We start from the raw sequence: 22799 nt of genomic DNA, 5'->3' as shown, positions 1-22799 counted from the left end.
CCGGCTGCGGCGGGCCGGGATCCGCGCGGGCGGGCGCGTGAGCGCCGCCGACGGCCGGCCGCGACTGCTCGTCCTGCGCGCGCTGGGCCTCGGCGACCTGCTCACCGGGATCCCCGCCGTACGGGCACTGCGCCGCCACCACCCCCGCCACGAGCTGGTCCTGGCGGCGCCCGGCCGCCTGGCCCCGGCGGTGGCGGCCACCGGCTGCGTCGACCGGCTGCTGGCCACCGACGCCACCGGGCGCCGGGTGCCGGGCGAACTGCGCTGGGACGGGCCGGCGCCGGCGCTGGCGGTCGACCTGCACGGCCGCGGCGAGGAGAGCCTGGGACTCCTGCGGGCCCTGGAGCCCCGCCGGCTCATCGGATTCGCGGCAGGTGGGGCCGGCAGCGCCAGGTGGCACGCGGACGAACACGAACGGGACCGCTGGTGCCGGCTGCTGCGCTTCCACGGCATCCCCGCGGACGCCACCGACCTGCTGATCCGACGACCGGCGGTTCGTTCCCCCGCGCCCGGAGCAGTGGTGCTGCACCCGGGCGCCGACGCGGGGGCACGCCGGTGGCCGGCCGCCCGCTTCGCCGCGGTGGCCCGCGAACTGCGTCGCTCCGGCCGGCCGGTGGTGGTCACGGCCGGCGCGGGCGAGGCGGAGCTCGCCTGTGAGGTGGCCGCCCTCGCCGGCCTGCCCGCGGGATCGGTTCTCGGCGGGACCGCGGACGTGCCGTTCGAGATCCTCGCGGCGCTGGTCGCCGAGGCGAGCGCCGTGGTCGCGGGGGACACCGGCCTCTCCCATCTCGCCACAGCCCTCGGCACCGCCTCGGTCACCCTCTTCGGCCCGGTGTCGCCCCGCCTCTGGGGACCGCCCGCCGACGACCGCCACCGGATCCTGTGGCGGCCCGAGCGCCTCGACGACGGCCGACCCGGCGACGCGCACGGCGAGGCCCCCGACCCACGGCTGCTGCGGATCGGTCCGGACGACGTCCTGTCCGAACTCCGCACCCTCCTCGCTCGCGTGAAGGACGGAGGTGACGGCAGCCGATGAAGGGCCCGCGCCCCGCCCCCGCGGCCCGCATCGGCGTCGTGGTCATCACGCGCAACCGCAGGGAACGCCTGCTGCACACCCTCGACCGGCTCCAGAACCTGCCCGAGGCCCCGCCCGTCCTCGTCCTGGACAACGCCTCCGCCGACGGCACGGCGGCCGCCGTGCGCGACCGCCACCCCGCCGTGGCGGTGCGCGTCCTGCGTCGCAACCGGGGCGCGGTGGCCCGGAACGTGGGCGTCGAGCAGCTCGGCACCCCCTACGTCGCCTTCAGTGACGACGACTCGTGGTGGCGGCCGGGGGCGCTGTCCCTGGCGGCCGGGCTGTTCGATCGGCACGGGCGGCTCGGGCTGCTCGCGGCGGCCACCCGCGTCGGGCCCGGCGGCCGGGCCGACCCCATCGACGACCAGCTCGCCGCTTCCCCGCTCGGGGTGGCTCCTGATCTGCCGGGGCCTTCGGTCCTGGGCTTCCTCGCCTGCGCGAGCATCGTCCGCCGGAGCGCGTTCCTGGAGGTGGGAGGGTTCCACCCGGTGCTGCACTTCGGCGGGGAGGAAGCCCTGCTGGCCCTCGACCTGGCCGCGGCGGGGTGGGGAGTCGCCCACTGCCCCCAGATCGTCGCCCATCACCACCCGGACCCCGGCCCCCGACCCGGACGGCTCGTGCGCATGCGCCGCAACGAACTGCTCACCTGCTGGCTGCGCCGGCCCTGGCCCCACGTGGTGCGGCGGAGCGCCGGCCTTCTGCGGGAGGCCGCGGGGAGCCCCCAGGCCGCCCGCGCACTGGTCGGGGCGCTCCCCAGGATCCCTGTCGCGCTCGCACTGCGCCGACCCCTGCCTCCGGAGGTGGAGGAGTCCGTGGCCCTTCTGGAAGAGGTCGGCGCGATCGACGGGACGGCCCGATGACCGAGCAGCGCATCGCCGTCGCCGTCATCACGCACAACCGCCGCGACGACCTGCTCCACACCCTCGCCCGGCTCACGCTCCTGCCCGAGAAGCCGCCCGTCGTCGTCGTGGACAACGCCTCCGCCGACGGCAGTCCGGCCGCCGTCCGGAGGTCGCACCCCGAGGTCCGCCTGCTCACCCCCGGCCGCAACCTCGGCGCCTGTGGTCGCAACCTCGCCGCCCGCGAGCTGGAATGCCCCTACCTGGCCTTCAGCGATGACGACACCTGGTGGGAACCCGGCTCACTGCGCGCCGCCGCCGACCTGCTGGACGCCCATCCGAACGTCGCCACCGTCACCGCACGGATCGTGGTCGAGGATCCGGCCGCGCCGGACCGGCCGCCGGCGGAGGACCCCATCGTGGCCGAACTGCGCGATTCCCCCGTACCGGCCCCGCCGGGTCTGCCCGGTCCCGCCCTCGGCTCGTTCCTGGCCGGAGCCACGGTCATCAGACTCTCGGCCTTCCGGGCGGCCGGCGGCTTCTCACCGCGGCTCTGGCTGGGTGGTGAGGAGGAACTCCTCGCCCACGACCTCGCGTCGCAGGGCTGGTGGCTCGTCTACGCCGCCGGTCTCACCGTCCACCACCGGCCGTCACCCCTGCGCGACCCGACACTGCGGCGCCGCCACGGGATCCGGAACACCCTGTGGACGACCTGGCTCCGGCGTCATCCCGCCACCGTCGTGCGACGTACCGCCCACCTGGTGCGCACGGTCCCCCGCGACGCCGTCTCCGCCCGCGCCTTCGCCGAGGCCGCCGCCGGCCTGCCCTGGGTCCTGCGTGAGCGCCGGCGGCTGCCGACCCGGGTCGAACAGGCCCTGCGGCTGCTGGAGGAGCCCCAGCGGTCGTCGACCGCACGCCGCTACGTCGGTTGATCACGCGCCACCGGGGCCGGCCGCACCGGCCCGGTCGCGGAGCGTCAACACCCCACCGGACCGCGTGAACGGCCGACGCGCTGTGACAAACGCCACCGCGCGCGCGACGCCGCTGGTCACGACGGTGTGACGACTCCCGTCCCGGCGGTGTGACGCGATCGTCGGTTCGCGTTCCCGCCGCGACCGGTCAGGATGGACGGCGCCGCTCCGTCGCCCCGGCGTCCGAGCCGCCCAGGCTCCCGTCCGGCGATCATCCGCCCGGAGCCCTCCCCGTGCCCACCCGATCCAGATGTGAGACGTGCTGCCCACCACCAAGGCGTCGCCGGCGACCCAGAACACCCTCCTCCCCGCACAACGAAGCGGCCCCGACCGTCCTGCCACGGGTCCCGCCGTCCCCCCGACCGTCCCGTCCGGATCGCGCGCCCCGTGGCGCTCCCTGCGCCACCGGAGCATGCGCTGGTGGTCGCTGGCGAACCTGGTCTCGAACGTCGGTGCCTGGATGCAGCTGACCGTCCAGAACCTCCTGGTCCTCCAGCTGACCGGCTCGGCCGCCGTCACCGGACTGTCGCTCGCCCTCCAGGTCGCCCCCGGCCTGCTGCTCGGACTCGTGGGCGGAGCCGCGGTCGACCGCTGGCCGCGCAAGCTCACGGCGACCGTCAGCCAGGCGGTGCTGGCCGCGATCGCCTTCGCCACGGCGGCCCTGGTGGCCCTCGGGGCGCTCAGCGTCCCGGCCCTGATGGTGCTGGCCGTCCTCACCGGGCTCGTCGCCACCGTCGAGGGGCCGGCCTGCGCCCTCCTGGGCAACGATCTCGTGCCGCCGGAGGACGTCCCCTCGGCGATCTCCGTCGGCTCGGTCGTGCACAGCGTCGGAAGGCTGGCCGGTACCGCGTCGGCAGGCGTCGTCGTCGCGCTGTTCGGGATGGCGAGCGCGTACGTGGTCAACGGCATCTCCTTCGTCCTGGTGGCGGCGGTCATCCCGTTCCTACGGCCGGCTGCGGGCGCGGTCGTGGCCGACGCGCCACGGCCGCCGGCCGGGGCACAGGGTGTCAGGGACGGCGTCGCCTTCTTCTGCAGCAGGCGCCGCCTGGTCGCGCTGGCGGGTCTGACCGGCCTGGGCTCGATCCTGGGCCGCAACTACGGCCTGACGCTCGCCGCGCTGGTCACCGGCGCCCTGCACGGCGGAGCGGAGGAGTTCGGGGTGATCGCCACCGTCCTGGCCGCCGGCGGGATCACCGGGGCGGTGCTGGCCGGGCGGCTGCGCAACCCCTCCGTGCGGATGGTGGCCGCCGTGACGGCGGCCGGCGGCGTGCTCCAGTGCTTCGCCGCGTTCTCCCCCACGCTGCTGTTCCTCGCCCTGTTGGTCGTCCCGATGGCCGTGCTGGAGTCGCTGAGCGACACCGCCGTCTCGACGATCCTCCAGACGGACCCGCCGGCCCATCTGCGAGGACGGGTCCTGGGCGCCTGGCGCAGCGTCAGCACCGTGTGGGGCCTGGCGGGACCGCTGGTGCTCGGGGTCTCCATCCAGGCGCTGGGGGCCCGGGGCGCGCTGCTGTCCGGCGGGCTGGTGGTCGGCGGGGCGGTGGGCGGAGCCGCCGCGGTGCGACGCCGGTCGGCCGGTCCGGTGGCAGCCGCGGAGCAGGTCTCCGTCGCGGCCTGAGGCCGGCCCCGCACAAACGGAGTGCGGCTCCCGGCGGCCCGCTGCCGGACCCGGACGTCCCGCTACAGGTGCCCTCGGCGGGGCGATCGGGTTCCCAGCGCCTCCCGGTAGACCAGCTCGGTGAGCGCGGCGTCCCGGTCGCGGCCGCGTCGGGCCGGGAGCTGCGAGCGGCGCCGCACCGGGTGGTCCCCGTCGCGCGGAAGGAGTCGGATCCGCTCCTCGGCGACGCCCATGGCCCTCAGGACGCAGAGCTCGTCCCGGCCGCCCGCGAGGACCCGGTCGGCCTGCCGCCCCACCGCGGTCTCGATGGCGATCCGGCCGGCCGCGCTCACGCCCCGACCGTCGTCGCGGCCGCGTACCGCGCCGCCGCCGAGTGCGTGGAAGGTCTGCACCAGGGGGATGCCCAGGTAGTGGGCGCCGGGCAGACCGACCAGCCCGGAGGTCCAGAAGTGCGCGTGCGCGATCGTCGGCGGGTGGTGGATCCAGTAGTCGGCGAGCCGCTCACCGAAGTCCGCCATGCGGCGCAGCACCTCCTCCTCGGAGGTGCCGAGGGCCAGGCACTCGCCCACGTGGTGCACCAGGACGCCCGGGCAGAGCGGAACGTGCTCGCCGAGGCCGGTGCCGTCCCGCCGGGTGTGCACGGTGACCTGGTGGCCGCGGCGGGCGAGGGCCTGGGACAGGGCCGCGATGTGGGCGCGCAACGGGTCCGCGTCGCCGCCGGGCGGTGCGAGGGGGCTGACACTTTCGGACACCAGTGCGATGTGCAGGGAACTCATCGGCGCCTCACCTCCCGGTCACTGCGGCCCAGCCCTTCGGAGTACGCCGGCCGGCGCCGGCACCGGCCCTCGAGCCAGGATCACCCGAGTGGCGGCTGACCGCCACGCGTCGGCGACCGCCGCCGTACCGCGGCGCGACACCGGTCGGACACCCCCGCCGGGAACGGAGCACCGCCGGCTCCGGTCGCGGGTCCGGGAGCCGGTCGCCGATCCTGCCTTCGTGAACATCCTGCTGTGGCACGTGCACGGATCCTGGACGACGGCCTTCGTCCAGGGACCGCACCGCTACCTCGTCCCGGTCCTGCCGGACCGCGGGCCGGACGGCCTCGGGCGGGCCCGGACCTTCGACTGGCCGCCCTCCGTCGTCGAGCTCTCCCCCGACGAGCTGCGCGGCGCGGACATCGACCTGGTGGTGCTCCAGCGACCGCACGAGCAGGACCTCGCCGAGCGCTGGCTCGGGCGCCGTCCCGGCCGGGACGTGCCGGCCGTCTACCTGGAGCACAACAGTCCCCACGGGGGCATTCCCGACACCCGTCATCCGATGGCTGACCAGGACCGGGTGCCGATCGTGCACGTGACCCACTTCAACCGGCTGTTCTGGGACAACGGGCGAGCCCCGGCCACCGTCGTGGAGCACGGCGTCGTCGACCCGGGCCACCTGTACACCGGCGAGTTGGAGCGGGCCGCCGTGGTCGTCAACGAGCCCGTGCGGCGCGGGCGCACCGTCGGCTGCGATCTGCTGCCCGCGCTGTCGGCCGCCGCTCCGCTCGACGTCTTCGGCATGCGCACCGAGGGCTTGGCCGACCACCTCGGTCTGGCCGGGGAGCGCTGCCGGACGTTCGAGCTGCCGCAGGCGCGCCTGCACGCCGAACTCGCGCGGCGCCGTGTCTACCTGCACCCCGTCCGTTGGACGTCCCTGGGACTGTCGCTGCTGGAGGCGATGCACCTCGGCATGCCCGTGGTGGCGCTCGCCACGACCGAAGTGGTGCGGGCGGTCCCGCCCGGTGCCGGAGTGCTCTCCAACCGGCCGGAGGCGCTGGCCGAGGCGGCCCGCCGATACCTGCACGACCCCGCGGCGGCCGAGACGGACGGCCGACAGGCCCGCCGGGCCGCGCTCGAACGCTACGGCCTGAAGCGCTTCCTGGACGACTGGCAGCACCTGATCGAGGAGGTGGCCCGATGACCACGAGGCGTCCGGACCGGCACGGTCCGCTGGTCGTCGTCGGGGACAGCGTGCTCGACTGCGACATCGACGGGGAGGCGACCCGGCTCGCCCCCGACGCGCCCGTGCCGGTGGTGGAGATGACGGGTGAGCGGCACCGGCCCGGTGGCGCCGCACTGGCCGCCTGGCTGGCGGCGAGCGGCGGCCGTGAGGTCGTCCTGGTGACAGCGGTCGGCGGCGGCGAGGCCTCGACCGAGCTGCGTCGTCTGCTCGCGGAGCGGGTCACCCTTGCCGCGCTCCCCTTGGACGGCGACCTGCCCGTCAAGACCCGGGTCCGCGCCGGCGACCGGCCGCTGGTACGGATCGACCGGGGCGGCGGCGCGCCCGGCGCGCCCGGGGACGCCGTCCGGACGGCGATCGCGGCCGCCGGGGCGGTGCTGGTCTCCGACTACGGCGGGGGAACCGCCGACCGGCTGCGGCCGATGCTGGCCGCGGCGACCGACCGCATCCCGCTGGTGTGGGACCCGCACCCTCGCGGTGGTCCGCCGGTGCCCGGTGTGCGGCTCGCCACCCCGAACGCCGCCGAAGCCCGCCTGTTCAGCGCCGTGCTCGCGCCCGGCGAGCCTCCGGGCGAGGACCTTCCCGCGCACACCCGCCGAGCCGCCCTGCTCACCCGGCACTGGCGGGCCGCCGGTGTCGCGGTGACCCTCGGGCCCCTCGGCGCCCTGCTCAGCCGCGGTCCGGACAGCCCGATCCTGTTGCCGGCCCCGTACGAGGCGGCGGGCGACGCCTGCGGGGCCGGGGACTGCTTCGCCGCCACCGTGACCGCCGCGCTCGCCGACGGCGGTCTCCCCGAAGAGGCCGTGCACCGCGGCGTCACGGCGGCCGCGGACTTCGTCGCCCGCGGCGGCGTGGGCGATGCCGCGCTCTGGAACCAGGCGTCCGCGTCCGACCGCGTCCCGGCCCACGGGGCCGTGTCCGACGCCGCGCGGCTGGCCCGGTCGGTCCGCGCCCGGGGCGGCACGGTGGTCGCCACCGGCGGCTGCTTCGACCTGCTGCACCCCGGGCACGTGGCCCTGCTGGAATCCGCCCGGCGGCTCGGCGACTGCCTGGTCGTGTGCCTCAACTCCGACGCCTCCGTCCGTCGGCTCAAGGGCCCCGGACGGCCGATCAACGCCGCCGGGAACCGGGCGCGGGTCCTGGCCGGCCTCGGCTGCGTCGACGCGGTGGAGATCTTCGACGAGGACACCCCGGACCGCGTGCTCGGGCGGCTGCGGCCCCACCTGTGGGTCAAGGGCGGCGACTACACCGCCGAGACGCTGCCCGAACGGGCCGTCCTGCGCGGCTGGGACGGCCACGCTGTCGTCCTGCCCTACGTCGACGGGCACTCGACCACCTCGCTCGCCCGGCGGGCGGCCACGGCGACCGGCAACGGTCCGTGACCGGCGGGGCGGCGACCGGCGGAACCGAGCCGGTGGTCGGCCGGCGCTCTCCACCACCGCGCGCCGGGTGATCCCCGGGCGAGTGAGCGGACCTCCGGCGGGGCACCCGCACCACCGCCACCAGGGGTGATTCCATGGTGACGCCCAGTGGAACCCGCCTTTCCGAGGAGCCGCGGTGACGGACACGACCAGCCTGTCCACGGAGGCCGCGGTCGCGACACGGATCCGCCGGGGGCGGGCGGTGCTCCGCTGGGTGAGCACCACGGACCACAAGGTGATCGGCAACCTCTATCTGGTCACCGCCTTCTGCTTCTTCCTCTTCGCCGGCCTGCTGGCGATGGTGATGCGCGCCGAACTGGCCCGTCCAGGTCTCCAGTTGGTGGGCAACGAGATGTACAACCAGCTGTTCACCGTCCACGGCACGGTGATGATGCTGCTGTTCGCCACGCCGACGTTCGCGGGCTTCGCCAACGCGGTGATGCCGCTGCAGATCGGCGCCCCCGATGTCGCCTTCCCACGGCTGAACGCCTTCACCTACTGGGTGTACCTGCTCGGTGGCCTGATGGTCGTCAGCGGCTTCCTGACCAACAACGGCGCGGCCTCCTTCGGCTGGTTCGCCTACGCGCCACTGAACGGCGCCGTGCACAGCCCGGGAATCGGCGGGGACCTGTGGACCATGGGCCTGGCCGTGGCGGGGGTGAGCACGATCCTGGGCTCGGTCAACTTCATCACCACCATCGCGTGCCTGCGGGCCCCGGGCATGACCATGTTCCGGATGCCGATCTTCACCTGGAACGTGCTGTTCACCTCGATCCTGGCGCTGCTCGCCTTCCCCGTGCTGACCGCCGCGCTGCTCGCCCTGGAGGCGGACCGCAAGTTCGGCGCCCACGTGTTCGAGGCGGAGAGCGGCGGTGCGATGCTGTGGCAACACCTGTTCTGGTTCTTCGGCCATCCCGAGGTCTACATCGTCGCGCTGCCGTTCTTCGGCATCGTCACCGAGGTGCTGCCGGTCTTCAGCCGCAAACCGGTGTTCGGGTACTACGGTCTGATCGGGGCGACGATCGCCATCACCGCGCTGTCGGCGGTGGTGTGGGCGCACCACATGTTCGCCACCGGACAGGTGCTCCTGCCGTTCTTCTCGCTCGCCTCCCTGCTGATCGCGGTGCCCACCGGGGTGAAGTTCTTCAACTGGGTGGGCACCATGTGGGGCGGGTCGCTGTCGTTCGAGGCACCGATGCTGTTCGCCATCGGCTTCCTGGTGACCTTCCTGCTCGGCGGGCTGACCGGTGTGCTCGTGGCCGCGCCGCCCATCGACTTCCACGTGACGGACAGTTACTTCGTCGTGGCACACCTGCACTACGTGCTGTTCGGGACGGTGGTGTTCGCGATGTTCGCCGGGTTCTACTTCTGGTGGCCCAAGATCACCGGAAAGATGCTCGACGAACGCCTGGGCCGAGTGCACTTCTGGCTGCTGCTGCCCGCGTTCCAGGCCACCTTCCTCGTTCAGCACTGGCTGGGCGCCCAGGGCATGCCCCGCCGCTACGCCGACTACCTGGCCTCGGACGGGTTCACCACCCTCAATACGATCTCCTCGATCGGCTCCTTCCTGCTCGGCGCTTCCACCCTGCCGTTCCTCTACAACGTCTGGCACACCGCGCGGTACGCGCCCCGGGTCACCGAGGACGATCCGTGGGGCTACGGACGGTCCCTGGAATGGGCCACCTCCTGCCCGCCGCCCCGCCACAACTTCCACACACTGCCGAGAATCCGCTCCGAGTGCCCCGCGTTCGACTTCCACCACCCCGAGCACTCCCGCGAACTCCTCGACGCCGAGAAGGACGCCCGATGAAGGCCGAGGCCTACCTGTTCGCCGGCGTCGCCACGTTCTTCGCCGTCACCGCCGGCATCTACGGCTGGTTCGCGAAGGAGCCCGCGGGCAAGGCCGCGCTGATCGTCGCCTGCATGATGTCGACCCTGGTGGCGCTCTTCTTCCAGAGCCAGCACGTGCGGCGCGGACGCCGGCCGCAGGACCGCACCGACGCGGAGATCGCCGCCGGCGCCGGCCTGGTGGAGTTCTTCGCGCCGCGCAGCTACTACCCGGTGCTCACCGCCGTCGGCGTCACCCTGCTGGCCTGCGGCCTGGTGTTCGCCCTGTGGCTGGGCCTGGTCGGCGCCGGCGTCACCGCCGCCGGAGTGATCGGGGCGACCTTCCAGTACGCCGGCCGCGAGGACTGATCCCACGGTCGTCCGCGGACCGCACCTCATCGGCGGCCGGCACCGGTGCGGTCGGCCTCCCCGTTCCCACTCGCCTCACGGGCGGCGATCTCCGCGCCGGACGGCAGATCCACCCGATCGCGGTGGAACCAGACGCTCAGCCGGTGCCGCAACCGCTCCCGGCGGGTCGCCCCCGGACCGGGCACGGGCAGCGGCGCGGACACGTCCCGCACCATCAGCGTGTACCGGCGCTCCCTGGGCAGCGGCTCGTGGTCCTGGCCGAAGCCGCCCTCGATCGCCTCCCGGACGAAACCGGTCTCCTCACCCTTCGTCAGCAGCTCCCGCTCGTGGGCCTGGAGGGCCAGCGCCAACCGCTTCGCGAGCCAGAACGCGACCAGCGGGCCCACGAAGACCAGCACCCGCAGCAGGCGGTTCAGGGCCTCCACGGGCACGTCCAGCGTCAGGGCCACCACGTCCTGGCCTCCCGCGACCAGCAGGACCACGTAGAAGACGAACCCGGCGACGCCGATGCCGGTGCGGGTGGGGCGGTCCCGGGGCCGGTCGCACAGGTGCCGCTCACCGCGGTCCGCGGTGACCCACTGCTCCATGAAGGGGTAGGCGTACAGGGCGACGAAGAAGAGCAACGGGAACAGCACGGCGGGAATGAGCGGGTTCCACGAGACGGTGTGCCCCCACAGGCTGGTCTCAGCGCCCGGCATCAGGCGCAGCGCGCCCTCGATGAACCCCATGTACCAGTCCGGCTGCGCGTCGGTGGACGCCTGGTCCGGGCGATACGGCCCGTACAGCCAGACCGGGTTGATCTGCGCAACCGCCGCGCCCAGGGCCAGGACGCCACAGACCATCGCGAACAGCGCGCCGGTCTGCACCGTGAACGCCGGCCACAGCGGCTTGCCGACCACGTTCCGGTTGTTCCTCCCCGGGTGCGCCCACTGGGTGTGTCCCAGGTAGAAGACCAGGATCAGGTGCGCGGTGATCAGGGCGAGCAGCGCGCCCGGAAGCAGCAGGACGTGCACGCTGTACAGCCGCGGGACGATGGCGTCGCCGGGGAACTCCCCGCCCCACAGGAAGAGGCTCAGGTAGCTGCCGACCAGCGGCACCGACAGGACGAAGCCCTCCGCGGTGCGCAGACCCGTCCCGGAGAGCAGGTCGTCGGGCAGCGAGTATCCCGCGAAGCCTTCCAGCAGCGCCAGCTGGAACAAGGTCAGACCGATCAGCCAGTTGGCCTCGCGCGGGCGCCGGAACGCCCCGGTGAAGAAGATCCGCAGCAGGTGGGCCCCGATCGAGGAGGTGAAGAGCAGGGCGGCCCAGTGGTGGATCTGGCGGATCAGCAACCCGCCCCGGACATCGAAGCTGATCGCCAGGGTGGAGGAGTACGCCGCGCTCACCCGGACACCGTCGAGCGGCGCGTACGCCCCGTGGTAGACGGTCTCGGCCATGGACGGTTGGAAGAAGAACGTCAGGTACACGCCGGTGAGCAGCAACACGACGAAGCTGTACAGCGCCAGCTCGCCCAGCAGGAAGGACCAATGATCGGGGAAGACCTTGCGGACCAGACCCTTGAGGCCGTCGAACAGCGGCAGGCGCCCGTCCAGCGCCACCGCCGTGGACTCCACCGCCTGCCCGGCCCGCCGCCGCATCCGGTCTCGGGCCCTCGACAACAGCATCCCGCCCTGCCCTCCGCTCCGGTCCCGGCCAGTCCGTCAGGCATAGCGCGCGGTGGCCGCGGCCGCCCCGCGGCACGCCCTCGAACGGGTACCGTCACCCGAACGGAGCGCCTGTGGTGCTCCGTCCGTCCCGAGGCAGCGACGTCCGCCCGTCGGCGGCAGGCAGCACGGCGGGCGGACGACACTTCACGGGTGGATTGTCAGTGGCCGGTGAGGTCCTTCACCGCGTCCTTGGTCTTTCGGCCGGCCTGAGCGGTGGCGCCCTTGACCTGCTCTGCCTTGCCCTTGGCGATGAGTCGCTCGTTGCCGACCGACTTGCCGGTGGATTCCTTGATCTTGCCCTTCGCCGCAGTCGCGGTGTGCTTGGCCTTCTTGCCTGCACTCATGGGTTCTCACTCCTTCACGGAGTCGGGGTTCAACGGGGCGTGTGCCCCGGGCCGTGGCGTCCACGCGTGTGGCCGGCGGCTCCTCGGGGGCTGACGGCGGGCTGGTCGGGCGCCAGGAGGGGACCGAGCGGGCCGAGGTCGATGTTGAGGTCGTCCGGGGTGAGGTCGAAGTGTTCGCGCAACTCGTCGATGCGTTGTTCCAGGGCCATCAGGGTGAGGCCGAGCGCCTCGATCCGTTCGTCGTCGAGGTCTCCCTGGTCGATGCGGCGCAGGGCCTGGCGTTCCATGAGCTGGTGGACGAGTTCGACCAGGGCCAGGACCAGGCAGGTGAGGTCCCGGGCGACCGTTTCGGGCTCCAGCGGCACACGGCGGTCGCCGGCCGGCCGCCGCGGGTGAACAGGGGCGCGGTCGGCCGGCGACGCTGCGTCCGGTCGTCGGCTCACACCGGTTCCCCGTTCTCCCGGGCGCCCTCGACGGGATCGAGGGCGGCGCGTACGGAGGCGATCATGGCGCGCAGGCTGATCCGGACCAGGTCGATGTCGGCGATGGACAGGGTGATCTCGCCGGCGATCACCACGCCGCCGGCCAGCAGGCGGTCGAGCAGGTCGACCAGGGCCAGGTTCCGCTCGGACACGGCGGGCGGGAGCCCGGGGCCGGCCGGGACGAGCGGGGCGTCGGCGGTCATGGCGGATCGCCCCCGAAGTCGGAGACCGCGGTGAAGGAATAGGGCGGCCAGGGCCCGGTCGTCTCCAGGCGCAGGCCGGGGAAGCGGGTGGACAGTGCGACGACGGCCTCGTGGAACGCGGCGGTGAGGGTCTGTTCGACGAGGTAGGCCCCGTTGAGGAGCATCGGCTCGGCGGAGCCCGTCGCCCCGGACTGCTGCAGGGGGTGGCACACAGCCGAGGCGGCCGATCGGGCGAGTGCGGTGTGGACCCTCAGGGCGTCGTTCGCGGCCTGCTGGTGGGCCTGCTCCTGCCGGCGGTGACGGGCTTGGCGGCGTAGGAGGTAGGCCGTGCCGGGACGGGTGGACGGATCCTGCCGCGGATCGCCGCCATCGACGTCGGGCGGCGGGTCGGCGGGCCCGAGGTAGGCCTTGACGCCCCATTCGACGCGGCCGGCGATGCGCCGGAGCGCGGCGGTCAGCTCGTCGCGGCGCTCCATGAGCATGGCGGCAGCCCGCTGGTCGTCGCGGTAGAGGACGGCGAACCGCAGGGGGAGCACCGGGGCGGTGCGGGCGAGGCTGGAGACCACGTGGTGGTGCGCGCGCACGGCGTGCTCCAGCCAGACGGCGTCCTCCAGGTGCGTACGGACGGGTCCCTCGTCGAAGTCCGACCGGGGCACCGCGCCCGCCAGTGCGGTCAGGCCGGGTCCGGAGACGGCGTGCAGTGGTTCGCCGGCCACACCGGTCAGACCGGGCGGTGCGCTGCGGCCGGCTTCGGTGATCACGTAGAGCCAGGTGTTGGTGGGCGGGTGAGCGCTCATGGGAGGCCGGTCCGGGGAGAACGCCGGGTGCGGGGCGTCGTGCGGGCGGGCGGGGTGTCGCGGTCCGGTGCCTCCGCCGGGTCGTACTCCTCGGCGTCTTCCGGGACGGCGGGCGCGCGGCCGGAGGTTTCGAGGCGGGCGATCCGTTCACGCAGGTGCTGGTTCTCCAGGGCGAGGTCCCGCCGGTTCGAGGAGAGGCTCGGATCGTGTTCCCACCAGTCGATGCCCATCTCACGAGCCCGGTCGACGGAGGCGATGAGGAGTCGGATCCTGATCGTGAGCAGCTCGATGTCCAGGAGGTTGATCCGGATGTCGCCGGCGATGACGATCCCCTTGTCGAGCACGCGCTCGAGCAGGTCGGCCAGATTGGCGGGCTGCGGCGCCGCGGACGTTCCCGGCAGGTGCGACAGAGGGCCGGAGCCGCCGTAGCCGCTCAGCTCACTCATGACGAGTCCTCATGACAACTCCTCGTTCGCCCGTCCACGGTGGTAGCGGCGCTCCCTGCGGTAGGAGACGAGTTCGCCCTCCTGGTCCAGCGCGACCTGGTAGACGGCCAGGATGTCGGTCGAGTCGGGGATCCGGCGGGTCTCCAGCACCTCCACCCCCACCCGCCAGCCGTCCGTTTCGCGGCTGAGCGAGGTGATGCCCTCCGCGCTACGCCCGGTCATCTCCTGGACACAGACGACCGCCTTCGCCGCGGCCGTCTGCGCGTCGAGCCGAGCGGGCTCGGCACGGTGCGTGGCGGAGGGCCGGCGGCCGGCGGCGGTGGTGTGCGGCTGCGGGTCGGACGACCGGCGCCGTGCGCCCGGAGGCTTGCTCTCGGAACCGGACGGTGTCCGTGGACGCCGCCGGGCCGGTTCGGGGTCCTCCGTACGGCGGGCCGGTGCGGCACGGCGGGGGCGCGGCTCGTTCTCGGGCACGGATCTACACCTCCAGACCGCCGTCGGCGTCCTCGCTCTGCCACAGGAGCCGTACGAGTTCGTTCTCCTGCGCGGTGGCTTCCTCCTCGCTGATCGCGCCACTCGCGCGTGCCGCCTCCACCTCCGCGAGCCGGGCGCGGATGGCCGTGGCATCGGTCAGCTCCCGGCGGGCCTGCGCGTAGAGCTGCTCGGCCACCCAGACCACCCCGCGCACGGGGGCCAGCGGCAGGGTCAGCAGGCCGGTGATCAGCCCCATGGCCGCCCGGCCCCTTCGGTGCGCCGGGCCTCCACGGCGTCTCCGGCGAAGTCGTACGGGGCGAGCGGGCCGAGCAGCCGCAGTCCGACGCGCCCCGCCCACCGGCGGGCCAGGCCCTCCGCGGCGGTCCCGAACGCGTCCCAGTCGCCCTTCCCGACGAGGAATGACGCGCTCACCGCCCGGTCGGCGGGTGCGTCGGCGCTGGGAGACGCCTTGACGGCCACCGCGAGCGGCGCCAGGCGTTCCAGCGCCTCCAGGGTGTCGGCCTCCCGGCGGGCGGCGATCTCGAGCGCGATCATCTCACCGAGACGCACCCGCTCGTAGTAGGTCGCCTCCTGCGGGAGGGCGGCGACATCCGTGTGCAGCCGCGCGATGTCCTCCCGGTCGGCGAGCACCTGCCGCAGGACGTGCTCCTCCTCGTAGGCGCCCCGCAGCGTGAACTGCGCGGTGCCGCGCAGGTCTTCCAGCGCACGCAGGAACGCGTCCTCGTGGGGGGCGAGCAGCTCGTCGACCACGGCTCCGAGGTCGCGGACCACCCCGCCGAACCGCATCGGCAGCACCGGGCCGTGGGCGACCAGGGTGTCCAGGACCCGGGCGTGAGCTCTCAGGTCGGCCGCGGTGCCCAGCGGACCGTTGACCACCACGGCGCTGACCAGCGCGGCGAGGCCCCGGTGCGGCACCAGCCCCACCCGGGCGGGCGGGTCGCCGATCCCTTCCAGCCCCGAGGGGTCGACACCCGTCGGGACGATCCCGTACACGTAGCAGGCCCGCTCCTCGGTCGGGGTACCACGGCCGTTCATGACTCACGCTCCTTGTGCGGGGGGCGTGAGCGGGACCGGGGCCGTTCCTGGCGCTCGGGCTCCTCCTCCTTGTCGCCCTTGACCCGGTCGATCACTTCGCCGACCGACTCCTTGACGCCTTCGAGCGCCCCTCTCGTCTTGCTCCGGGCTCCGCCCTGGCGCATGTCGTCCACCAGTTCGGGCAGCCCCTTGGTCTTGTCCTCCCGCAGGTCCAGGCGGTTGACCGCCTCGGCGAACCGCAGGTACGTGTCGACACTGGCGACCACGATCCGCGCGTCGATGGTCAGCAGCTCTATGCCGACCAGCGAGACCCGGATGTAGATGTCGATGACCAGACCCTTGTCGAGAATCAGGTCGATGACGTCGACCAGACCGCTCGAAGAGGGCCGGTCGAGGTAGTGGCTGGGGCGTTGGGCGACGGTCATGGCGGCTCACCTCGCCCGCGCCGGGGCGCGCCCGCGGGATCGTGAGGCGGTACGTCCGCCGGTGTCCGACTCCTCGTCCTCGGCGTCCTCCTCGTTCTCGGCGTCCTCCTCGTCCTCGGCGTCGCCGTAGTCGTCCTCGTCGTAGTCGTCCTCGTCGTCCTCGTCGTAGCCCTCGGCCTCCTCCTCGTCGTCGTAGTCCTCCGGCTCGTCTTCCGAGCCTTCCTCGGGCTCCTCCTCGTCGTCCGCGCCCTCCGGCGACTCGTCCTCCCAGTCCTCGTCCGCGGCGTCCTCGTCTTCGTTCTCGTCCTCGCCCTCGCCCTCGTCGTAGTCGTCCTCGGCGCCTTCCTCCTCCATGGCGTCCTCATGGGATCGCACGACGTCACCGTCGCGGATCTCGCCGCGCCAGCCCTCGACCGAGTCCGGGTCGAGGATCGTGTGGGTCATCACATGGCGGCGGAAGTGCTTGAGCTCCAGACGCGTCCGCCGGCCCTGGGCCCGCCACAGGTTGCCCATGCGCTCGACCAGGCCCTGCGGGTGGTACTCGAGCACCAGGAGGATCTTGGTCAGATTCGGCGTCAGCTCGTGGAAAGTGACCGTGCCGTCGACATAGCCCTTGTCCCCCTTGGACCGCCAGACGATCAACTCGTCCGGGACCTGCTCGATGATCGACGACTCCCAACTGCGGTGGGAGAGAAAGATCCCGGCCTTCCAGGCGAGCTTCTCGTCGGACTTCTGCTCCACGCTCTCAAGCCGCTTGGTGAAGCGGGGGAAGTCCTGGAACTGGGTCCACTGGTTGTAGGCCACCCGCACGGGGACCCCGACCTCGGTCTCCTCGACGATGTTCGTCACCTTGAGCTTGCCGCCCTTGCCGCCTCCTCCGCCGCCGCCTCCGGTGAGCTTGTTGCCGACCATCTGCTTCACGCCGGCGGCACCGGCCGCCAGCATCAACCGCATCGGCGACGTCCCGCCGCCCTCACCGTCGCCGCGGTCGCCCGGTCGGCCGCCGCCGCGTTCCGCGTAGTCGGCGAGCCGGCTGGTGGTTCCGGCGATCTTGTCGGTCGCCGCCGCCACGGCCCGTTCTCCCGCGGCTGCTGCCAGATTGCGCGCCTGCTGCATCAACGCGTCGGTCGGCAGGGCCTCCATCACTTGGCCCAGCCCCAGCGGGCCCTGGTCCTTCTTGGTCTGCTCGGCCATTGTCGTCACCCTTGCTTGCGCGCCGACGAGGCACGCGTGCTCGTGGTCCTGCGCGCCGCACCGGCGTTCTTCGTCGAGGTCGCGGCACTCTTGCGAGCGGAGCCCGCGGACGCCGCGGCCTTGCGGGGCGCGGTCGAAGCCGTCTTCTTCGCGGAGGCCGTCTTCTTCGCGGAGGCCGTCCTACTCGGGGAGGCCGTCTTCTTCGCGGTTGCCGTCCTACTCGCGGATGCCGTCTTCTTCGCGGTTGCCGTCCTACTCGGGGAGGCCTTCTTCGCCGGGGCCTTCGACCCGCCCGACCTGTCCGCCGACCGCCCGGAGGCGGCCTTCGAGCGGGAGCCGCTCTGCCGGGAGCGGGCCGGCCGCTTCCCGTCACCGCCTCCGTCACCGTCCAGGTCCTCCTGGTCCTGTCCCTCGGGGTGCTCCTCCTCGGGCGGTTCTTCCTCGGTGTCCTCGGTGTCCTCGGTGTCCTCGGTGTCCTGCGCCTTGTCCGGGTCCTCGTCACTACGGGGCATCCCCGCGCGCAGACCCTCGGCCCGCCGCTGCAGCTGGTCGGTCAGCGCGCTGACCCGGTTGCTCGCCGCAGCGGTGACCGCCTTCGTCCCCGCCTTGGCCAGTTCCCCGCTCACGTTCCCGGCCAGCTGACGGAGCTGGGGCGATGATTCCAGCGCCTGCCCGAGGAGCACCCCGGGATTGGCACTCAGACGTTTGCCCGCCGCCATGCCTGCGAGAGCCAACGCCCAACGGGCCTTGTGCATACGCCCGAGGAGGTAGCCCCCGCCCACGGCGACGGCAAGCTTGGCATTGTTCATGATCGATGTCCCTGGAAGAGTGCCTGGGCGGCCCCCGCCTCTCCACTCGGGAAAGCCACTCCACGGCCCGGCTGTCTACCCCAGCCGTTTCCGGACAAACAACCGAGCGTGACTGTATTGGTCCGACCTCATAGCGTTCGCCGGGAGTCGTCCAAGGTCAGCGAGGCTTCGCAGGCGCGCCGCACATCGGCAGCCCGCCATCGCGTAGCGGAAAGTCATCGAGATGTCGCTCTTCGGCGTATCGGTCCCGCGTCACTGCCAGGAGCATCTGGAGGGCGACATGGCCGCGGGCGGACTCCGTAGCCACCACCCTGCCCGCCCGCGGCCCGATGCCCTGACCGCGCCAGGGGTCATCCCGGTGCGTCGTCAGCCGCTGCCCGAGAGTGCGGCGCGGACGCTGGGCCGGATGGTGAACACCTCGTCCGCGCCGGTCGCGTCCAGCAGCCGGCGGGCCTGCGCGGGGACGTCGGCCAGGACCAGCGCGGTCCCGGCGGCCTCGGCGGTGAGGCGTATGCGCAGCAGTTCGTTGAGGCAGGTGGAGTCGCAGAACAGCAGGTGGGACAGATCGATGACCATCAGGGGCGGTCGCTCGGCCAGTACCCGGTCGAGAGCGTCGTGCAGCCGGGCGCGCTGGTCGTAGTCCACGGTGCCGTCCAGGCGCACGACCTCAGCTCCGCCGGGGAAGCGGGCGGTGGAAATCCGCAGCAGCGGACCGGGCGCGGCGGTGGCGGCACGCAGGGGATGCCGGCGGGTCACGAGCGGGCCTCCTTCGGTGCAGGAAGCTGTCCGCCTTCGAGCCTGCCACCCTGCGGCGTTCTCGCGCCACCGCGCGGCGCCGCCGGGCCCGGCCGCTCAACCGCCCCCGGCGGCGTCTTCACGCCCGACCCGGGTCGCCCCGGAGCACCCCACAGATCCGGCCACGGGGCGGCGGGCGTCGATGAAATGAAGATTCCATACCTGGCACCCTTGACCAGGTATGAAATGTTTGTAACTCTCGATGTTCCCGCGGCCCGCCCGCGCCCGCGTGGCCCTCAGCGCGGCAACGCAGCCCGATCGAAGAGGTAGGCATGAGTTCTTCATCCACGGTGTTCGTGGCGACCAACGACCTGTCCGGATTCACGCGTGGGCGTGCCGCGCCGGGGAACGCGGCCGACGGGGTGTTGCGCCGTGGGGTGGGATGGGTCCCGGCCGATCTCGCGGTGACGGCGTTCGGGGAGCTCGCGCCGAATCCGTTCGGGTCGACGGGTGATCTGAAGCTGCTGCCGGCCGAGTCCACCGGGGTGGACATCCCCGCCCGTGGCGAGGTGCCGGGTGTGCGGCTGTACCTCGCCGACCAGGTGCTGCCGGACGGCACGCCGTGGGAGAACTGCCCGCGCACCTTCGCCCGCAGGGCCCTCGACGACTTCCGGAGCGCCACCGGGCTGGAGGTGGTGGCCACCTTCGAGCACGAGTTCATGATCCCCGGACTCGACAGCGGCGCCCCGTTCTCCTTCGCCCGGTTCCGGTCCGCCGAGCCGTTCGGCAGCGAGCTGGTGTCGCTGCTGGACCGGATGGGGCTCGAACCGGAGACCTGGCTGCCGGAGTTCGGCACCGACCAGTTCGAGATCACGCTGCGCCCCTCCGACGGCATGACCGCCGCCGACCGCGCGGTCGTCCTGCGGGAGGTGGTTCGCGACCTGGCCTCCCAGCACGGACACCGGGCCACGTTCGCGCCGCTGCCGCACCCCGACGGCAGCGGCAACGGCGTGCACGTCCACCTCTCCCTGCGCGACGCGGAGACCGGACGGCCGGTCCTCTTCGACGGCTCCCGTCCCGGCGGGCTCTCCGAGCTGGGCGGGCGGTTCAGCGCGGGGATCCTCCGGCACGCCCGGGCGCTGCTCTCGTTCACGGCGGGCAGCCCCAGTTCGTACCTGCGGCTGACACCCCACCGCTGGAGCTCCGCCGGGGTGTTCCTGGCCGAGCGCAACCGGGAGGCCCTGCTGCGGATCTGCCCGACGAGCAGCCTGGGCGGCGGTGTCGCCGCCGACCAGTTCAACCTGGAGTACCGGGCCGCGGACGCGACCGCCAACCCGTGGCTGGTCCTCGGCGTCCTGGTCCGGGCCGGACTGCAAGGAGTGGAGGCGGACTACCCGCAGCCGCGGGTCTGGCCCGAGGAGACCGGGGAGGCGGACCTCGCGGAGGTCCCCGCCCTGCCCGGCGGCCTGGAGGAGGCCCTCCTCGAACTCGACAAGGACGAGGTGGTGTCCGGCTGGTTCTCCCCCGAACTGCTGGAGACCCACCGCTCGGTGAAGCGGTCGGAGCTGGCCGCGGTCGCCGGCCTGGACGAGCGTGGCGTGTGCGGGCGGGTCGCCGATGTCTACTGAGCCGATGCCCGCCAAGCCGATGCCCACCGAGCCGATGCCCACCGAGCCGGCGTCCACCGGACTGCGCCGCCACATCGCCGCGCTGCCGCTGGTCGACCACCACGTCCACGCCTCGCTCGCCTCGCCGGTGACCCGGGGACAGTTCGAGACGCTGATCACCGAATCCGACCGCCCACTCCCGGCCGGGGTCACCCAGTTCGACTCCCAGATCGGGTTCGCGATCCGCCGGCACTGCGCACCGCTGCTCGGTCTGCCCCCGCACGCGTCGGCCGACGCGTACTGGGCCGCGCGCTCCGAGCGCACCCCGGAAGAGCTGTCGGACCTCTTCCTCGCCGCGGCCGGCGTCTCCGACTGGCTGCTGGACACCGGTTTCAAGAGCGACGAGCTGCTGTCGCCCGACACGCTGGCCGAGCGCCTGCCCGCCCGGTTCTCCGAGATCGTGCGCCTGGAGACCGTCCTGGAGGGCGTCGCTCCGAGCAGCAGCGCCGCGCGCCTCGCCGACGACTTCCGGACGGCGCTCGCCGGGGCCACCGCATCGGCGGTCGGCCTGAAGTCGATCATCGCCTACCGCTACGGCTTCGACTTCGCCCCCGCCCGCCCCTCCGCCGAGGAGGTGGAACGGGCGGCCGGCGCCTGGCTGCGCGACATCGCGGCGGGCGCCCCCGCCCGCGTGACCGACCCGGTGCTGCTGCGGATGGCGCTGTGGACGGGCGTGGACACCGGCCTGCCCCTGCAACTGCACGCCGGGTACGGCGATCCCGACCTGGATCTGCGACGGTGCGACCCGCTGCTGCTGATGCCCTGGCTCAAGGAGATCGAGGGCAGCGGAACCGATGTCGTGCTGCTGCACTGCTACCCGTTCCAGCGCAACGCCGGCTTCCTCGCCCAGGTGTTCCCGCACGTCTACTTCGACGTCGGTCTCGGGGTGAACTACACGGGCGCCGCCTCCACCGCCGTCGTCGCCGAGAGCCTCGAACTGGCCCCCTTCACCAAGGTGCTGTACTCCTCCGACGCCTGGGGGCCGCCCGAGCTCCACCACCTGGGCGCCGTGCTCTGGCGGCGCGGCATGTCCCGGGCGCTCGGCGGCTGGGTCGAGGAGGGCGAGTGGTCCGAGGCCGACGCCGTCCGCGTCGCGACGATGATCGGACGCACCAACGCCCAGCGACTCTACGGGCTGCCCGATGCCTGACCCGAACCCGCACGCGGCCCTGTGGTCCGCCCTGGACCGGCACCTGCCCGCGGCGCTCGACCTGAGGCGCCGGCTGCACCGCGAACCCGATCTGTCGGGTGACGAGGCGTCGACCCGGGACATGGTGCTGGCCGCGCTGCCGGCGGCCGGTGCGGCGGTGAAGACCGCCGAGACCGGTGCCGTGCTGCGCATCGGCGGGCCGGGACCGGCGATCGGTGTGCGCGGGGAGATGGACGCGCTGCCCGTCACCGAGGACACCGGTGTCGCCTGGGCGTCGGCCCGGCCGGGCGTCATGCACGCGTGCGGTCATGACGCCCACCTCGCCGCACTCGTCGCCGTGGCGGGAGCCCTGGCCGAGACCGGGCCTCCGGTCCCCCTGCTCGCCGTGTTGCAGCCGCGCGAGGAGACCTATCCGTCCGGGGCCCGGGACATCACCACCAGTGGCGTCCTCGACGCCGAGCGGTGCGCCGCCATGGTGGGCGCCCACGTCCAGCCGCTGCTGGCCCGGGGCGAGGTGGCGTGCACCGCGGGGGGCGTCAACGGTTCGTCCGACGAGTTCGAGATCGTCGTACGGGGCCGGCCCGGACACGCCGCGTATCCCCATCTGACGAACGACGCGCTGCTGGCGATGTCCGAGATCGTCGTCGCGCTCCAGAGCGTGGTGAGCCGGTCGGTCGATCCGATGGCTCCCGCCGTCGTGGGGGTGTCGTCGTTCTCGGCGGGCAACGCCGCGAACGTGATCGCCGGCACCGCACGGGCGACCGGCACCGTCCGGGCGCTGGCGTCCTCGACCCGGCTGCTGCTGCACCGGCGGATCACGGAGGTCGCCGAATCCGTCGCGCGGGCCCACGCCTGCACCGCGTCGGTGACCCTCACCCACGGGGAACCCGTGCTCGAGAACGACCCGGCCCTGGTGCGGAGCATCGCGCGCGAACTGGACCGCCGGGGGCTCCCGGTCTCCGGCGACCTGCGCTCCCTGGGCTCGGACGACTTCTCGTACTTCTGCGAGCGCGTGCCCTCGGCCATGCTGTTCGTCGGCACGGGGACGTCCGAGCCGTTGCACTCCTCGCGCTTCCTGCCCGACGACGCGGACGTGCGCGCGCTCGCCATCGCTCTGATGGCGGGGTACCTCGGAACGGCCGCCGCCCTGGAGGAGCGCGCCCGCGCCCCGCAGGCGTCGGCCCGATAGCGGC

General features: G+C 73.4%; 25 protein-coding genes. 11 read left to right on the top strand and 14 right to left on the bottom strand.

From position 1 onward, the window contains the following. Positions 1-37: 37 nt before the first annotated feature. The 4 genes from ABTX81_RS30095 (at position 38) to ABTX81_RS30080 (ending at position 4503) form a co-directional block, all read left to right on the top strand. Positions 38-1036 carry a glycosyltransferase family 9 protein gene (locus ABTX81_RS30095; protein WP_350552020.1) on the top strand — a complete coding sequence of 333 codons (999 nt, stop codon included), beginning with the start codon at positions 38-40 and terminating at the stop codon, positions 1034-1036. Then, entirely contained in the window at positions 1033-1935 is a 903-nt protein-coding gene (locus tag ABTX81_RS30090) for a glycosyltransferase family 2 protein (RefSeq protein WP_350552017.1), read from the top strand. Before ABTX81_RS30095 ends, ABTX81_RS30090 begins: the two co-directional genes overlap by 4 nt. Next, a complete protein-coding gene (locus ABTX81_RS30085; protein WP_350552015.1) occupies positions 1932-2846 on the top strand; it encodes a glycosyltransferase family 2 protein in 915 nt (304 codons plus the stop codon). The genes ABTX81_RS30090 and ABTX81_RS30085 overlap by 4 nt, the downstream gene beginning before the upstream one ends. A gap of 451 nt (positions 2847-3297) precedes the next feature. Beyond that, the gene (locus ABTX81_RS30080) at positions 3298-4503 is read left to right on the top strand and encodes an MFS transporter (RefSeq protein WP_350552012.1); all 1206 of its coding nucleotides are present in this window, start codon (positions 3298-3300) and stop codon (positions 4501-4503) included. 62 nt (positions 4504-4565) lie between these two features. Here ABTX81_RS30080 and ABTX81_RS30075 read toward each other — a convergent pair whose 3' ends face one another. Further along, complete coding sequence (locus ABTX81_RS30075; RefSeq protein WP_350552010.1) at positions 4566-5279, bottom strand: glycosyltransferase; 714 nt, start codon at positions 5277-5279, stop codon at positions 4566-4568. Positions 5280-5499: 220 nt separating this feature from the next. On the opposite strand from ABTX81_RS30075, the gene ABTX81_RS30070 reads away from it, so the two are divergent. From ABTX81_RS30070 to ctaF, 4 genes are all read left to right on the top strand, one after another. Further along, on the top strand, positions 5500-6462 hold the full coding sequence (locus ABTX81_RS30070; protein ID WP_350552008.1) for a glycosyltransferase: 963 nt from the start codon (positions 5500-5502) through the stop codon (positions 6460-6462). Further along, positions 6459-7883: a PfkB family carbohydrate kinase gene (locus tag ABTX81_RS30065; RefSeq protein ID WP_350552005.1), complete on the top strand. Its 1425-nt coding sequence runs from the start codon at positions 6459-6461 to the stop codon at positions 7881-7883. The genes ABTX81_RS30070 and ABTX81_RS30065 overlap by 4 nt, the downstream gene beginning before the upstream one ends. Before the next feature lie 223 nt (positions 7884-8106). After that, on the top strand, positions 8107-9732 hold the full coding sequence (gene ctaD / locus ABTX81_RS30060) for an aa3-type cytochrome oxidase subunit I (protein WP_502892893.1): 1626 nt from the start codon (positions 8107-8109) through the stop codon (positions 9730-9732). After that, positions 9729-10118 (top strand): aa3-type cytochrome oxidase subunit IV, encoded by a 390-nt coding sequence (gene ctaF / locus ABTX81_RS30055; protein WP_350552003.1) that lies wholly within the window; start codon positions 9729-9731, stop codon positions 10116-10118. The genes ctaD and ctaF overlap by 4 nt, the downstream gene beginning before the upstream one ends. 26 nt (positions 10119-10144) lie before the next feature. Here ctaF and qcrB read toward each other — a convergent pair whose 3' ends face one another. The 13 genes from qcrB to ABTX81_RS29990 form a co-directional block, all read right to left on the bottom strand. Next, positions 10145-11782: a cytochrome bc1 complex cytochrome b subunit gene (gene qcrB, locus ABTX81_RS30050; RefSeq protein ID WP_350552000.1), complete on the bottom strand. Its 1638-nt coding sequence runs from the start codon at positions 11780-11782 to the stop codon at positions 10145-10147. A 200-nt stretch (positions 11783-11982) separates the two neighbouring features. After that, on the bottom strand, positions 11983-12168 hold the full coding sequence (locus ABTX81_RS30045; RefSeq protein WP_350551997.1) for a CsbD family protein: 186 nt from the start codon (positions 12166-12168) through the stop codon (positions 11983-11985). 29 nt (positions 12169-12197) lie between these two features. Beyond that, on the bottom strand, positions 12198-12533 hold the full coding sequence (locus tag ABTX81_RS30040; protein WP_350551994.1) for a gas vesicle protein K: 336 nt from the start codon (positions 12531-12533) through the stop codon (positions 12198-12200). A 74-nt stretch (positions 12534-12607) separates the two neighbouring features. Continuing rightward, positions 12608-12853, bottom strand: a complete 246-nt coding sequence (locus ABTX81_RS30035; RefSeq protein ID WP_350551991.1) for a gas vesicle protein — start codon at positions 12851-12853, stop codon at positions 12608-12610. After that, a complete protein-coding gene (locus tag ABTX81_RS30030; protein ID WP_350551989.1) occupies positions 12850-13650 on the bottom strand; it encodes a GvpL/GvpF family gas vesicle protein in 801 nt (266 codons plus the stop codon). The genes ABTX81_RS30035 and ABTX81_RS30030 overlap by 4 nt, the downstream gene beginning before the upstream one ends. Next, positions 13647-14096, bottom strand: a complete 450-nt coding sequence (locus ABTX81_RS30025; RefSeq protein WP_350551987.1) for a gas vesicle protein — start codon at positions 14094-14096, stop codon at positions 13647-13649. The genes ABTX81_RS30030 and ABTX81_RS30025 overlap by 4 nt, the downstream gene beginning before the upstream one ends. 9 nt (positions 14097-14105) lie before the next feature. Next, positions 14106-14570, bottom strand: coding sequence for a gas vesicle protein GvpO (gvpO, locus tag ABTX81_RS30020; RefSeq protein WP_350551985.1), 465 nt, complete (start codon positions 14568-14570; stop codon positions 14106-14108). A 4-nt stretch (positions 14571-14574) separates the two neighbouring features. Beyond that, positions 14575-14826, bottom strand: coding sequence for a gas vesicle protein GvpG (locus ABTX81_RS30015; protein ID WP_350551983.1), 252 nt, complete (start codon positions 14824-14826; stop codon positions 14575-14577). Then, on the bottom strand, positions 14817-15626 hold the full coding sequence (locus ABTX81_RS30010; protein WP_350551981.1) for a GvpL/GvpF family gas vesicle protein: 810 nt from the start codon (positions 15624-15626) through the stop codon (positions 14817-14819). Before ABTX81_RS30010 ends, ABTX81_RS30015 begins: the two co-directional genes overlap by 10 nt. Next, positions 15623-16051 (bottom strand): gas vesicle protein GvpJ, encoded by a 429-nt coding sequence (gvpJ, locus tag ABTX81_RS30005; protein WP_350551979.1) that lies wholly within the window; start codon positions 16049-16051, stop codon positions 15623-15625. The genes ABTX81_RS30010 and gvpJ overlap by 4 nt, the downstream gene beginning before the upstream one ends. 6 nt (positions 16052-16057) lie before the next feature. Further along, on the bottom strand, positions 16058-17245 hold the full coding sequence (locus tag ABTX81_RS30000) for an SRPBCC family protein (RefSeq protein ID WP_350551976.1): 1188 nt from the start codon (positions 17243-17245) through the stop codon (positions 16058-16060). Positions 17246-17250: 5 nt separating this feature from the next. Then, positions 17251-18054, bottom strand: coding sequence for a histone protein (locus ABTX81_RS29995; RefSeq protein ID WP_350551974.1), 804 nt, complete (start codon positions 18052-18054; stop codon positions 17251-17253). 366 nt (positions 18055-18420) lie between these two features. Continuing rightward, a complete protein-coding gene (locus ABTX81_RS29990) occupies positions 18421-18810 on the bottom strand; it encodes an STAS domain-containing protein (protein ID WP_350551972.1) in 390 nt (129 codons plus the stop codon). 311 nt (positions 18811-19121) lie between these two features. Between ABTX81_RS29990 and ABTX81_RS29985 the strand changes: the two genes are divergently transcribed. From ABTX81_RS29985 to ABTX81_RS29975, 3 genes are read left to right on the top strand one after another with little or no spacing between them, the layout of a single operon-like run. Further along, on the top strand, positions 19122-20417 hold the full coding sequence (locus tag ABTX81_RS29985; protein ID WP_350551969.1) for a glutamine synthetase family protein: 1296 nt from the start codon (positions 19122-19124) through the stop codon (positions 20415-20417). A gap of 4 nt (positions 20418-20421) precedes the next feature. Beyond that, positions 20422-21606 carry an amidohydrolase family protein gene (locus ABTX81_RS29980; RefSeq protein WP_350551966.1) on the top strand — a complete coding sequence of 395 codons (1185 nt, stop codon included), beginning with the start codon at positions 20422-20424 and terminating at the stop codon, positions 21604-21606. Then, entirely contained in the window at positions 21599-22795 is a 1197-nt protein-coding gene (locus ABTX81_RS29975; RefSeq protein WP_350551964.1) for a M20 metallopeptidase family protein, read from the top strand. Before ABTX81_RS29980 ends, ABTX81_RS29975 begins: the two co-directional genes overlap by 8 nt. The last annotated feature ends 4 nt before the right edge of the window (positions 22796-22799 follow it).

Source organism: Kitasatospora sp. NPDC097605, from assembly GCF_040302725.1.
GTDB lineage: Bacteria > Actinomycetota > Actinomycetes > Streptomycetales > Streptomycetaceae > Kitasatospora.
The sequence above is the reverse complement of the archived record's forward strand: the minus strand, read 5'-3'. Positions and strand labels throughout refer to the sequence as shown.

Bases quoted from the DNA above. Each gene is read 5' to 3' on its own strand.
- ABTX81_RS30090 (WP_350552017.1), top strand. From the start codon at position 1,033: ATGAAGGGCCCGCGCCCCGCCCCCGCGGCCCGCATCGGCGTCGTGGTC.
- ABTX81_RS30085 (WP_350552015.1), top strand. From the start codon at position 1,932: ATGACCGAGCAGCGCATCGCCGTCGCCGTCATCACGCACAACCGCCGC.
- ABTX81_RS30080 (WP_350552012.1), top strand. From the start codon at position 3,298: ATGCGCTGGTGGTCGCTGGCGAACCTGGTCTCGAACGTCGGTGCCTGG.
- ABTX81_RS30075 (WP_350552010.1), bottom strand. From the start codon at position 5,279: ATGAGTTCCCTGCACATCGCACTGGTGTCCGAAAGTGTCAGCCCCCTC.
- ABTX81_RS30065 (WP_350552005.1), top strand. From the start codon at position 6,459: ATGACCACGAGGCGTCCGGACCGGCACGGTCCGCTGGTCGTCGTCGGG.
- ctaF (WP_350552003.1), top strand. From the start codon at position 9,729: ATGAAGGCCGAGGCCTACCTGTTCGCCGGCGTCGCCACGTTCTTCGCC.
- qcrB (WP_350552000.1), bottom strand. From the start codon at position 11,782: ATGCTGTTGTCGAGGGCCCGAGACCGGATGCGGCGGCGGGCCGGGCAG.
- ABTX81_RS30045 (WP_350551997.1), bottom strand. From the start codon at position 12,168: ATGAGTGCAGGCAAGAAGGCCAAGCACACCGCGACTGCGGCGAAGGGC.
- ABTX81_RS30035 (WP_350551991.1), bottom strand. From the start codon at position 12,853: ATGACCGCCGACGCCCCGCTCGTCCCGGCCGGCCCCGGGCTCCCGCCC.
- ABTX81_RS30030 (WP_350551989.1), bottom strand. From the start codon at position 13,650: ATGAGCGCTCACCCGCCCACCAACACCTGGCTCTACGTGATCACCGAA.
- ABTX81_RS30025 (WP_350551987.1), bottom strand. From the start codon at position 14,096: ATGAGTGAGCTGAGCGGCTACGGCGGCTCCGGCCCTCTGTCGCACCTG.
- ABTX81_RS30015 (WP_350551983.1), bottom strand. From the start codon at position 14,826: ATGGGGCTGATCACCGGCCTGCTGACCCTGCCGCTGGCCCCCGTGCGC.
- ABTX81_RS30010 (WP_350551981.1), bottom strand. From the start codon at position 15,626: ATGAACGGCCGTGGTACCCCGACCGAGGAGCGGGCCTGCTACGTGTAC.
- gvpJ (WP_350551979.1), bottom strand. From the start codon at position 16,051: ATGACCGTCGCCCAACGCCCCAGCCACTACCTCGACCGGCCCTCTTCG.
- ABTX81_RS30000 (WP_350551976.1), bottom strand. From the start codon at position 17,245: ATGGCCGAGCAGACCAAGAAGGACCAGGGCCCGCTGGGGCTGGGCCAA.
- ABTX81_RS29995 (WP_350551974.1), bottom strand. From the start codon at position 18,054: ATGAACAATGCCAAGCTTGCCGTCGCCGTGGGCGGGGGCTACCTCCTC.
- ABTX81_RS29985 (WP_350551969.1), top strand. From the start codon at position 19,122: ATGAGTTCTTCATCCACGGTGTTCGTGGCGACCAACGACCTGTCCGGA.
- ABTX81_RS29980 (WP_350551966.1), top strand. From the start codon at position 20,422: ATGCCCGCCAAGCCGATGCCCACCGAGCCGATGCCCACCGAGCCGGCG.
- ABTX81_RS29975 (WP_350551964.1), top strand. From the start codon at position 21,599: ATGCCTGACCCGAACCCGCACGCGGCCCTGTGGTCCGCCCTGGACCGG.